This is a genomic window from Bacillus sp. SH7-1 (genome assembly GCF_008042405.1).
In the GTDB taxonomy this organism is placed as follows: Bacteria; Bacillota; Bacilli; order Bacillales; family Bacillaceae_G; genus Bacillus_A; species Bacillus_A thuringiensis_N.
On sequence record NZ_QNUD01000014.1, the window covers coordinates 73605 to 85720 of the forward strand.

The window sequence follows — 12116 nt, forward strand, 5'->3', positions numbered from 1 at the left end:
AAAGTACCCCTTTTTTACATTAATTGTGTTTATTTACGCCTAACTTAAATCCTAATCCAAAAGGACCTACTCCCAGGCTTCCGTGTGCTTCTCCGCCAGAATTACTTACTTTGCCTCCAGCTGCGATACCTAAACTACCGTAAGAGGCATCTCCACCAACAGTGATTTCCCAATTTCCCCATATAGGTATTTTGAATTCACCTTCTACTTTAGCTCCATCTATTTTTGCTGCTAGTTCTCCTCCACCAGCACCTAATTCTGCTTTGGCTTCACCATGTAAAAATTCTGTACTTACACGCCCTTGTTCGCCATCATATGAAAAATCAATGAGGGATGCATCGGCAGATGCTTCAAATTTCCCTTGTTCCATAGCTAATTTAGCTTCGCCACTTACCAATTTTTCATGAAGTGTACTTTCATCCGAAAATTTATATCCAGCATCTACCACAGCCCCTTTAGCTTCACCACCAATTTGTTCACCTGCTAGGATTTTAGAGGGGATTGAATCAAAATTTTTGGGGATTTCTCCAGTTACTTCATATGTTAAGGTATCCCCATACAGTCCACTTTCTATATAATCTTTACTAGTTTTTAATAGATTAGAACTCTCTTCAAATACATAATTTTCATCTGTATCCCTAAATTTTTCAGCAATTTGCGCAAGCTTTTTTTCAATATATTCTAGCTTATCTACGTATGTATCAAGTATGCCTTTTGAAAGGTTGAAAGATATAAAAAAGTTTTGCGATGATAAACCATACCAAACGTTATATAGCATATCAATATCTTTTTTGAGATTTTCATGTTTCATTTTTGCCTCTATGCCTGCATGGTGAAAATTTTTTGAAATTCTTTCAAGTTCTTCAGGCGGAACTTTTATTTCATTTAGTAACATGTTTAATCCTCCCTTAATAGAAAAATAATAACATAATAAATTTTCAGAATCTATATATTGTTATGATAGTTATTTTTGAATAGTAATAGATGAAAAATAAGGGAGTAGTTTAGTGTGAAGTATATACGAACTAGTGAATTTATGTTTTAGCTCTTAAAAATTATGTGTTAAAAGGTTAAACATGGTAGGCTTATTCAAACAACCCTCAATCATATGATTGAGGGTTGTTTGAGAACATTTCTAACGATGCCATTCATCTTCGTTTTAAACCGTGCCCCATAAATGATAAACCATTCCGAAAACGAAAAATACTAGTCCTACAAATAAAACGATTAAAGCAAGTATTCCATTTTTATTATGTTCCATACAGTCAGCTCCTTTTTAGTTATATACAAAAAAGCCTTTAGTCGTAATTATGGCTAAAGGCTTTGGGTATCATACGTTTAAGTTTATAAAAATTTACTTGGTTATGTATCCCGCTATTTGCGGACTAATAATCAGTGGAGGGTGGACAAAGCTCTCGCTGATTAAAGTTTCACTTTATGGGAGACTTATAGCCTGTAATAATGAGAAAAATAATCTAAAGATTACGATGGAAATAGGTTGTATATTTGAATGTAATCCAAAATGAAAGAAGAATTTACGGCGTTGCTAAATGTATTAACTTGATAATGATGCTTGATTATTAGAATCGAAAAATTTTAGTTTTATTATAATTAATAGAAATGAAAGTAGTATAAATATAAATCCGCTCCAAATAAGCTGGTGAATACCTAAGTTTGAAATGAACCAGCCTCCAATAGTTGTGCCTAAAGTAATTCCGAGATTTGAGAATGAAACGAATAGGCTATTACCAAATTCAGGTGCTTCTTTTGCTTCGCTTATTAACCATGTTTGACCAACAATTAATCCGCCAGCATGTATGATTCCCCAAATGAATACCATAAAAATCATTGGAACAAGGTAGGAACCTAAATAATAAACCAATATGTAAACAATAGAATATAAAATAGGAAACGATATTACTGTATTTACTATACTTTTTTGTAGGAGACCACCAAATAATTGATTGCCTAAAATCATAACTATACCAAATATAAATAGCATAATACTGATGAGCGATCCATTCATAGAAGTTACTTTTGCAAGGTACTCGGCGAAGTAGCTGTATACAGAAAACATGGCCGCAAAAAGGAATGTGACGGTTAAAATATTTAACCATAATCCCGGTTTTCCGAGTATACGAATTTGTTTGCCAAAGGACATTTTTTCTTTAACAGGCATAGAAGGAAGTGAGATTAATATTCCAATGAATGCAAGAGCGTTAACAAGCGCTCCGAATAAGAAAGCAATTTCTAGTGAAAACTGGTCTGCAAGGTAAGAGGTTAATGGTACACCTAGAGCAAAACCAACTGTAATTCCCATAAAAACTTTTGTAACTGCTTGACCACTTTTTTCAGGAGGGACAAGTTTAGCAGCAGTTACAAGAGCGATTGAAAAGAAGAGTGGGTGAAGAGCTGCTGGTAAAATACGAAAAATAAGCATGATTTCAAATTGTGTTGTATAAGCGTAGATTATATTTGAAATAACAAAAACAAAGATTGCTGTTAATAAAATTATTTTGCGATTAATACTAGAGACGAGCAGAATTAAAAACGGACCAGAAATAGCAACAACTAGCGCGAATATACTTACTAAAAATCCTGCTTGAGCAGTTGAAATACCAAATTTCTGAGTGATTTGTGGTAATACACCGACAATACCCATCTCGGTAGTAATAATTCCGAACACACCTATTGCTAGTGTCAGAATAAGTAAGGGATTTACTTTTTTCATTTGTGAAAATCTCCATTCTTCTTATTGTTTTGAAAATAAAGTCGATTCATTAACAAATAAAATGAGCATTATTATAAGTATGATTGGATGTCAAATTTATTAGATTTATGTAATGTTAAATACAATAACAGATATCTAAATAACTAGATGTGATATATTAAAAAAATTTTCCTTTCTATGTTTCTTTTATAGGTAGTGCAATTTTATAAAAGAGTAATTGGACACCTGTAAAAAAGCAGAAGGTGTTAAAGCTAGTAATCAATTGGTAGGTTGATTACTAGCTTTAACTTTATAATTCATTTTGGACGTATTCAGAAAACGCCCGTATTGTTTCTTCATTTCGACGATAGTATGTCCATTTTCCAATTCGGTCAGAGTCAAGTAGCCCTGCCTTTTTCATAGTTAATAAATAACTAGAAATAACCGATTGGGCTAAGCCAGTTTTAAGCTGGATATCTCCTACACACACTCCAATCTGAAAATTAATTCCTTGTTCTAAATAAGGTTTTTCGTCGAAATGGTTTTCTGGATTTTTTAACCATGATAAAATTTGACATCTTGTTTCATTTGACAATGCTTTATAAATTAATGAAGGTTCCATAAGGATATTATATCTACTTTTATAGATTTGTAAATGGGTTTTGATAATTTTAAGGGAAGGAGGTATATGTAGATTCTTTTAAATGTGAATGGGATGCTCTAGTAAGGGGGATTTTTTCTAGATGTGAATTTATAAAAAGTTGTACTTCTGTATTAATTTGGAATATGATTATTTAAAGAGTAGGTGATGAGTACATGCAGGAAACAAAACAATTCCCGCTTATATCTGGAAATCTCTCATTAGATTTAGTGAATACAGAGTTAGTTAGGCGTGGACAACGTTATGATTTATTAATAACGGATGAAGATGTATTAGAATGGCTACATGTAATAAAGGTTAATCTGCCGTTTTGGAATGAAAAAACACTTATTGGAATTCAAGAGCGAATGGATCAAGTTACATCTAGCATATTAGAGGCGAGAGAAGTATTGAGAAAACAGTTTGAGGCAATTGCTGATCAGCACGAAATTTCTAATGATTTTATTACGTATTTAGAAAAACAAATTAAGAAGGCACCATTTACATATAAAGTAATTGAACAACGGCTAGTGCCTATCCCGGTGGGGGAAATTGAGGATGTACTTGCATCGTTAATTGCATTTGATGCTTTAACCTTAATAGTAGAAAATAAGCTTATTTCTCTTAAAAGGTGTTCAAACCCTGACTGTGTTTTATTATTTATAGATAAAAGCGGAAAACGAAAATGGTGTTCTATGAAAATATGTGGGAACCGGAAAAAGGTAGCAAAATTCCAGGATCGAAAATGTGAAGAGGTTTAGGGAATCAACTTATATGAGTTGATTCTTTTTTTTGTAATCTCAAACTAACCGTTTAAAGATATATTTACAGGTTAGTTTATTCGAGTTATAATGAATGGTAAATAAAGGAGGAGAATGATGAGTAATATAACAGCAGCTAAGCAGAAAGAGGCTCCACCAATAAGTGTACGATATTTCGCAAAAATGAAAGGGAAAGGAAGAAGTCCATTACAAGTAAATATAAAGGACTCTTTGACAGGACTATTAGGTGGATTTTTAACAATTCTCACCTTAACATATTTAACGAGTATAACGTCTACAGAATTACTAATGGCTCCATTTGGAGCGAGTTGTGTATTAGCGTTTGGAGTTTGGAATGCACCGTTATCCCAGCCGCGTAATATTATTGGAGGACATTTGATTTCAACTTTTATTGGCCTATCAATATATCATTTGTTTGGAAATGAATATTGGGAAATTGCTTTAGCAGTTGGGATGTCGATTGCTATTATGATGTTAACGAAAACAACGCATCCTCCGGCAGGGGCTGATCCAATTATCGTTATTTTAGGAGCAAATAGTTGGAGTTATTTAGTAACACCGGTTTTAGTTGGTTCCGTTGTTATTGTAGTTATTGCTTTATTTATTAATAATATGAGTAGTAAAAGGAGCTATCCAACTTTTTGGATATAGTTTGTAAAGGGGAAAACAATTTGAGTAAGTATGCCATTTTTACTATGTTTTCATTTCATATACTTTTTAGTTTACAAAGAAAAGACACCCATATAAGAGTGTCTTTTCCAATAGTTTTTTAGCAGAAGCAAGAAGCTCCAACGATAATTAATAAAATAAACAATACAACTAATAGTGCAAATCCTCCAGCAAAACCGCAGCCTCCGCCGCAACTACCACCAAATCCCATAATAGTTCCTCCTTTAATAAGAGGGGAAAACAAAGGGTCACTCGTGTTTTTTAACGGATTCTATTTACTTTATGTTCGACGCATGAATGTGAGCAGGTCCTTTTGAAAATAAAAAAAGACACCTTGCGGTGCCTTTATGTCATTAATATTCGCTAGCGTAAAATTCTTTTATTAGCTTTATTTCATTTGTATCCGGATCAAATTTAAATATTTTAATTTTGTTAGATTCGTCTTTATAGGCAAATGTATTATCGCCAACTTGGGTCATATTGCTAGTGTTTAAGATAGGGTCACTACCGTGATCAGTGATTTCTACAGGTTTCTCACGATCCCAAAATGCAATGACAATGATCAAGATGATAAGGCATACACGTATGTTACGTAGTTCTCTTGTTACAGTATTCTCCATCTGATAGTCTCCTTTGTTGTTTAATAGGTTTTGTTTATAAAAGAGATAATTCTGATGAATATAAATAAAAAAGACACTTGAAAGTGTCTTTTTTATTTGAGTTATGCGCATTGCTTAATAAGACGCTAGTTCCTCAGTATGAATATGAGTAACTATGTAGGGTGATTTCATTATAACATTTTAACCAGTAATGGGTCTATATGGAATTTTTGTAATGATTATGTTTATTTATTCAGAATGATAGATGTAGTGAAAGGTATTTGTTACCTATAGTAATTGTAAAATATAATGATGTTTGCTTTGTAAAAAAATATTCAATAATTTATCATTGCAACCGCTTACTTTTTGTGTATAATGAAGGTAAGTTAATAAGTAAAAGGATTGTTACTGTTCGGCAGGCAAAACCTAAATTGATCTAGAGGCTACGGGTGTAGTGTGGCTTTTGGAATCAGTTTAGGTTTTTTTTATACCTTTTGTGACTTTAAGAAGAAGAAGGCGGAACAATATGAGAATCCATAAAATCTTAAATAACAATGTTGTTTGTACGATGAAGGATAATGAGACAGAAGTTGTACTTATGGGCAGAGGTTTGGGGTTTCAGAAAAAAGTAGGCGATGCGATTGATGAATCTAAGATAGAAAAGACCTTTGTGCTAGAAACAAAAGAATTATCAGAGAAACTTGCTAGGTTGCTAACTGAAATTCCTGTGGAAAATTTAGAGATTACCGAGAGGATTATTCAGTTTGCTAAGACAGTTTTGCCGGGGGCTTTAAGTGATTATATTTATCTTACATTAACGGATCACTTAAGTTTCGCCTTAACTCGGCATAAAGAAGGAATGGATCTCAAAAATACTTTGCTTTGGGAGATTAAGAGGTTCTATCAGAAAGAGTTTGAAATTGGTCTACAAGCCTTGAACATAATTGAAGAAGAGACTGGGTTTACACTTTCTGAAGATGAAGCAGGTTCAATTGCCTTGCATTTCGTTAATGCGCAGCAAGGTGAACCAGCAATGCAACAAACGGTAGCGATGACGAAAATCGTCCAAGATATTTTAAATGTTGTAAAGTACCACTATAAGATGAACTTAGATGAGAATTCATTTAATTATAGTCGGTTTGTAACGCATTTACGATATTTTGCGCAGCGTTTAATGCAGAAGGAATTGCATTCGGCAGAGGATGATTTTTTATACGAGCAAGTGAAAAGTAAGTATGAAGAGGCATATTGTTGTACAGAAAAAATTGAAGCATACTTACAAAAAGCACATAATAGTCATCTTTCAAAAGATGAAAAAGTGTATGTAACGTTGCACATTCATCGTGTAACGAAACGCAATGAATTATGTAATTGAATAAACGGGATTGTTACTGTTTGGCAGGCAAAACCTAAATTGACTTGTAATGGAGTGATTCGTATGTATCACGTCGTTACGGTTAGTTTAGGTTTTTTCTTTTATAAAAATGATAAAAGGCATGATTGTAGGGAGGGAAAGTTACTATGAAGTATGAACAATTAGCAAAAGACATACTGAAACATGTTGGTGGGAGAGAAAATATAAATAGCGTTGTACATTGTATAACGCGCTTACGATTCCAGTTAAAAGATGAGGGGAAAGCAAATACGGAAATACTGAAAGGTATGGAAGATATTGTGACTGTAATGAAAAGCGGCGGACAATATCAAGTTGTAATTGGTAACCACGTATCCGACGTATATAAAGCAGTTATTGCTGTTGGAGGGTTTCAAGAAACAGAGGAAGAAGATGCGAGTGAGAAGAAAAAGAGTAGTCTTATAGATATTCTTTCTAGCATTTTCACTCCTATTTTAGGGGTGTTAGCTGCAACCGGGATGATTAAAGGATTGAATGCACTATTTGTAGCGTTAGGCTGGTTAAGTACGCAGTCAGGAACGTATCAAATATTAAATGCAGTTGGCGATTCGTTATTTTATTTCTTCCCAATCTTCTTAGGATATACAGCAAGTAAGAAATTTGGAGGATCACCATTCATTGGTATGGCGATTGGAGGAGCGTTAGTTTATCCGGCTTTATCAGGTTTAAAAGCAAGTGAGCCATTATATACGCTATTTGCGGGGACGATGTTTGAATCACCAATTCATATTACGTTTTTAGGAATACCAGTTATTTTAATGAACTACGCATCATCTGTTATTCCAATTATTCTTGCTGCTTATTTTGGAGCGAAAGTAGAAAAGTCTTTAAAGAAAGTCATTCCGGATGTGGTGAAAACATTTTTAGTGCCATTCTTTACATTACTAATCGTCGTACCAGTTACATTTCTCGTTATTGGCCCAATTGCGACGTGGGCAGGGCAGTTTTTAGGACAGGCGACACTTTGGGTTTATAATGCAAGCCCATTAGTAGCGGGTGCTTTACTCGGTGCTTTCTGGCAAGTGCTTGTTATATTCGGTCTTCATTGGGGCGTTGTTCCGATTGGCTATAACAATTTAGCAGTGCACGGTATTGACCCAATATTAGCACTTATATTTGCTGCTTCATTTGCTCAAATTGGTGCTGTGCTTGGCGTTTGGGTGAAAACGAAAGATAAGAAATTAAAAACACTTAGTATTCCAGCTTTTATTTCAGGTATTTTCGGTGTTACAGAGCCGGCGATTTATGGTATTACACTTCCGCTTAAAAAGCCGTTTATTATGAGTTGTATTGCTGGGGGAGTTGGCGGCGCAATACTTGGCGTATTTGGTACACAAAGTTATATGACAGGCGGGCTTGGTATATTTACACTTCCGACATTTATTAGCCCGAAAGATGGGATTACAGCTGGATTTTGGGGCGCAATTGTTTCGATGGTTGTTTCCTTACTAGTCGGTTTTATTCTGACTTACTTATTCGGTTTTACGAAAAAGCAAATATCTACAGAAACAGCTGAGACAAGTGAGAAAATCGCTGCATCAAGCGATGATGAAGTAATCCTTAGTCCCTTCCATGGAGCCATTATGCCGCTTCAAAATATTGACGATGCTGCATTTGCATCGGGTGCGTTAGGAGAAGGAGTTGCGATTGAGCCTTCAGAAGGAAAGTTGTTTTCACCAGTTTCAGGTACGGTTTCTGCACTTTTTCCGACGAATCATGCGGTAGGAATTACGGCGGATTCAGGTGCTGAAATTTTAATCCATATTGGAATGGATACTGTGAAATTAAATGGCGAATTTTTCTCCTCTCATATTGAACAAGGAGCGAGAGTAGAAAAAGGACAATTACTTATTGAATTTAATATAGCTGAAATTCAAAAGGCGGGTTATATTGTGACAACACCAGTTGTTGTTACAAATTATGATAAATATAGCATGAAAAAAACAGAAGTAGAAAAGATTCAAGCAGGAGATTCCTTACTAAAGTTAGGAGTTAAATAGTAGTACATTTCATGCAGGTTCAAACGAAGAAAGGTATTCTTTAAAACTTAGAATAGCTTTCCTCGTTCATTCTTATATAAAGGAGTTTTTCTATATGTCTAAAGTTAATTTTCCAAAAGGATTTTTATGGGGTGGAGCAACTGCAGCCAATCAAGTTGAAGGCGCATATGTAGAAGACGGAAAAGGATTAACGACGGTGGATCTATTACCAACTGGTGAAAACCGATGGGATATTATGAAAGGAAATATTCATTCGTTTACACCGGTAGAAGGAGAGTTTTATCCATCACATGAAGCAATTGATTTTTATCATCGTTATAAAGAAGATATTGCTCTATTTGCAGAGATGGGATTTAAAGCGTTACGCGTATCTATTGCGTGGACACGTATTTTCCCAAATGGTGATGATGAAAAGCCAAATGAGGCAGGGTTACAGTTTTATGATAATTTGTTTGATGAACTGTTAAAGCACGGTATTGAACCAGTCGTTACGATGGCTCACTTTGATGTACCTGTTCATTTAGTGGAAAAGTATGGAAGCTGGAGAAGTAGAAAGCTTGTAAACTTCTTTGAGACGTATGCAAAAACGATTTTTAATAGATATAAAGATAAAGTGAAATATTGGATGACGTTTAATGAAATTAATATGCTTTTACATTTACCTTTCATGGGAGCAGGATTAGCGTTTAAAGAAGGGGATAATAAAAAACAAATTCAATATCAAGCAGCGCATCACCAACTTGTCGCAAGTGCGTTAGCTGTAAAAGCGTGTCATGAAATCATTCCAGATGCAAAAATCGGTTGTATGCTTGCTGCTGGTGCAACGTATCCATACACATGTAATCCAGACGACGTTCAACGTGCGATGGAACAAGACCGTGAATCATTCTTCTTCATTGATGTACAAGCAAGAGGCGCATATCCTGGATACGCAAAACGCTTCTTTACAGATAATAATGTAACAATTGAAATGGAAAGAGAAGACGAGGAAATTTTAAAAGAGCATACGGTTGATTATATTGGATTTAGCTACTATTCAAGCCGAGCAACAAGTACAGATCCAGAAGTGTTAAAAAGCATAACGAGCGGGAATGTATTTGGTTCTGTTGAAAATCCATACCTTGAAAAATCAGAGTGGGGATGGACGATTGATCCGAAAGGCTTCCGTATTACAGCGAACCAACTTTACGATCGTTACCAAAAACCGTTATTTGTTGTTGAAAATGGCCTTGGTGCAATCGATCAATTAAATAGTGAAGACGAAGTGAATGATGCATACCGTATTGATTACCTAGAGAAGCATATGATTGAAATGTCAGAAGCAATTCAAGATGGAGTAGATATTATTGGATATACAAGCTGGGGCCCAATTGACCTTGTAAGTGCCTCTACTGGAGAAATGAAAAAACGTTACGGATATATATACGTTGATAAAGATAATGAAGGAAAAGGTTCATTAAAAAGATCGAAGAAGAAAAGTTTCGATTGGTATAAGGAAGTAATTGCGACGAATGGCAAGAGTTTGGAGTCTTAAGTATGAAAAGGAGACATCTTAATGGATGTCTTCTTTTTTTGCTGTGAATAAAGTATGGAAATTGATTTCCCTTTACACAAACATAACGGTATAATATAGTTAAGTTAAGTGAACTTAACTATTAAAAGCGAAATAAAAGCATGGAGGAAGAGTGCTATGACTAGAACGTATAAAGAAATAATTAATGAAATGAACCGAGCCTACACTGAATTTTACATTTTACTATTTCAAGATTTAAAGGACGAGTACGGTCTTACTGGACAGCAAGAGAGTATGTTATTTCATATTAATTTAAATGAAAACACGACAGCAAATCACATTGCGACTACTTTTAATATATCGAAAAGCGCTGTGAGCCAAGTTTTATCGAAATTGGAAAAGCAGAAGATGATTTCAAAACAAGTAAATCCTAATAATAAAAGGGAGTATTTCCTTACACTTGGTCCAAATGGTAGTAAGTATATGGAGCAGTTGTCTGAGTTAGATGATGTATTAATTGAGAAGTATTTTTCAAAAATCGATATCGGTGCTTTAGAACAAATGACGGATACGTTAACGAAAATAAATAAAGTGATATTGGAAGAAAAACAGAAAGATCTTGATTGTAATGAGTAAGAACTTAGATGAAGCAATGAGTAGAAAGGAGGAGAAGCGTGTGATGAGTTACATACCAAATATGATGACGATAGCGAATTTTATTTGTGGGATATTGGCCATTTATTCTGTTTTCTTTCAAGATATGTATGGTGCAGTCATGTTCATTATTACAGGTATGGTATTTGATCTGTTTGATGGCATGGTCGCTCGGAAACTCGGTTCTGTTTCGGAAATTGGCGGAGAGTTAGACTCATTTGCAGATTTAGTTACCTTTGGCGTGGCACCGTCTATTCTTGCTTATAGTGTCGCATTAAAAGATTTGCAGTCTATTGGGATGATATGTGCGCTTGCTTACAGTATTTGCGGAATGCTGCGGCTTGCGAGATTTAACACGCAGCAAAGCAAACTTCCGACATTTATCGGAATGCCCATCCCATTCGCGGCAATGTGTCTCCTCATTTTATGCTTTTTGAATAATCCATTTTCCGTGGCGTTTGGTACATGTATACTTGCTTATTTAATGGTGAGTAAAATCAAATTCCCTCATTTTAAAAAAGATATATCGGAAAGCTTGAAGTCCGAAAGATGGAATTAAAGAGAAAGGTAAGGAGCAGAGCATGATTCGTATGGCATTAAGATCATTTAACATACAAATGTATTGTTTGCTAGGCGTGATGTTATTGGGATGGCTTATGACACCTTTTTCAGCACAGTTTATAGGGATAAGCATTGGCCTTTTGGTGAGTATGTACTGCGCCTGGATTTTAGGAAGACGTATTGAAAAGTTCGGAGACAGCATTGTAAAAAAAGAAAAAGCACCGATGCTTGGCATGATGAATCGGTTTGCAGCCGCCATACTCGGCGCAATTATTATGTATGAAATTGAACACCGTGAGTACATGTGGACATTTGCTGCTGGAATTATGGGTGGGTATTTCTTGGTTATTGTTAATTTGGGATATTATAGTATGAGGGATGAGAAGGAATAGATTAGTACACTTTAATTAGAAATTAATATCCGCCTCAAGCATGGAAAGATATATTTGAGGCGGATTATTAACACTTACAATAAAATCAATAAAATTCTCCCAAAATAAAACAATGAAAGTAAGTACTCCATTTTGAGTCTGCTCTATAAAACTAGTTCTTCTTATTTTTTATTTTTTTAAAC

13 protein-coding genes are annotated in these 12116 nt (G+C 34.8%); 8 read left to right on the forward strand and 5 right to left on the reverse strand.

What is annotated here, in order from left to right; genetic code table 11:
* Nucleotides 1-19: 19 nt before the first annotated feature.
* The 3 genes from DN390_RS13745 to DN390_RS13755 all read right to left on the reverse strand — a co-directional run bounded on the left by DN390_RS13745 (nucleotide 20) and on the right by DN390_RS13755 (nucleotide 3332).
* Nucleotides 20-895 carry a WXG100 family type VII secretion target gene (locus DN390_RS13745; protein ID WP_097949965.1) on the reverse strand — a complete coding sequence of 292 codons (876 nt, stop codon included), beginning with the start codon at nucleotides 893-895 and terminating at the stop codon, nucleotides 20-22.
* Nucleotides 896-1555: 660 nt separating this feature from the next.
* On the reverse strand, nucleotides 1556-2731 hold the full coding sequence (locus DN390_RS13750; protein ID WP_060629778.1) for an MFS transporter: 1176 nt from the start codon (nucleotides 2729-2731) through the stop codon (nucleotides 1556-1558).
* 289 nt (nucleotides 2732-3020) lie between these two features.
* The gene (locus tag DN390_RS13755) at nucleotides 3021-3332 is read right to left on the reverse strand and encodes an ArsR/SmtB family transcription factor (protein WP_060629779.1); all 312 of its coding nucleotides are present in this window, start codon (nucleotides 3330-3332) and stop codon (nucleotides 3021-3023) included.
* A gap of 194 nt (nucleotides 3333-3526) precedes the next feature.
* Here DN390_RS13755 and DN390_RS13760 point away from each other — a divergent pair, with 194 nt between their 5' ends.
* Both DN390_RS13760 and DN390_RS13765 read left to right on the forward strand, forming a co-directional pair.
* On the forward strand, nucleotides 3527-4111 hold the full coding sequence (locus DN390_RS13760) for a CGNR zinc finger domain-containing protein (protein WP_147807578.1): 585 nt from the start codon (nucleotides 3527-3529) through the stop codon (nucleotides 4109-4111).
* A gap of 117 nt (nucleotides 4112-4228) precedes the next feature.
* Entirely contained in the window at nucleotides 4229-4783 is a 555-nt protein-coding gene (locus DN390_RS13765; protein WP_147807579.1) for an HPP family protein, read from the forward strand.
* 118 nt (nucleotides 4784-4901) lie between these two features.
* Here the strand turns inward: DN390_RS13765 and DN390_RS13770 are convergent, their stop codons facing one another.
* Together DN390_RS13770 and DN390_RS13775 are read right to left on the reverse strand one after the other, a co-directional pair.
* Nucleotides 4902-5012 carry a YjcZ family sporulation protein gene (locus DN390_RS13770; RefSeq protein ID WP_000505681.1) on the reverse strand — a complete coding sequence of 37 codons (111 nt, stop codon included), beginning with the start codon at nucleotides 5010-5012 and terminating at the stop codon, nucleotides 4902-4904.
* A gap of 142 nt (nucleotides 5013-5154) precedes the next feature.
* Nucleotides 5155-5421 carry a YmzC family protein gene (locus tag DN390_RS13775; RefSeq protein WP_147807580.1) on the reverse strand — a complete coding sequence of 89 codons (267 nt, stop codon included), beginning with the start codon at nucleotides 5419-5421 and terminating at the stop codon, nucleotides 5155-5157.
* A gap of 505 nt (nucleotides 5422-5926) precedes the next feature.
* On the opposite strand from DN390_RS13775, the gene licT reads away from it, so the two are divergent.
* The 6 genes from licT to DN390_RS13805 all read left to right on the forward strand — a co-directional run bounded on the left by licT (nucleotide 5927) and on the right by DN390_RS13805 (nucleotide 11934).
* Entirely contained in the window at nucleotides 5927-6775 is an 849-nt protein-coding gene (gene licT / locus DN390_RS13780; protein WP_147807581.1) for a BglG family transcription antiterminator LicT, read from the forward strand.
* A 146-nt stretch (nucleotides 6776-6921) separates the two neighbouring features.
* On the forward strand, nucleotides 6922-8814 hold the full coding sequence (locus DN390_RS13785) for a beta-glucoside-specific PTS transporter subunit IIABC (protein WP_147807582.1): 1893 nt from the start codon (nucleotides 6922-6924) through the stop codon (nucleotides 8812-8814).
* Between the two features lie 94 nt (nucleotides 8815-8908).
* A complete protein-coding gene (locus DN390_RS13790; protein WP_147807583.1) occupies nucleotides 8909-10348 on the forward strand; it encodes a 6-phospho-beta-glucosidase in 1440 nt (479 codons plus the stop codon).
* Nucleotides 10349-10504: 156 nt separating this feature from the next.
* Nucleotides 10505-10963 carry a MarR family winged helix-turn-helix transcriptional regulator gene (locus DN390_RS13795; protein ID WP_147807584.1) on the forward strand — a complete coding sequence of 153 codons (459 nt, stop codon included), beginning with the start codon at nucleotides 10505-10507 and terminating at the stop codon, nucleotides 10961-10963.
* Nucleotides 10956-11540: a CDP-diacylglycerol--serine O-phosphatidyltransferase gene (gene pssA / locus DN390_RS13800; RefSeq protein ID WP_147807585.1), complete on the forward strand. Its 585-nt coding sequence runs from the start codon at nucleotides 10956-10958 to the stop codon at nucleotides 11538-11540. The genes DN390_RS13795 and pssA overlap by 8 nt, the downstream gene beginning before the upstream one ends.
* A gap of 22 nt (nucleotides 11541-11562) precedes the next feature.
* Nucleotides 11563-11934, forward strand: coding sequence for an ATP synthase subunit I (locus DN390_RS13805; RefSeq protein ID WP_147807586.1), 372 nt, complete (start codon nucleotides 11563-11565; stop codon nucleotides 11932-11934).
* Nucleotides 11935-12116 lie beyond the last annotated feature (182 nt).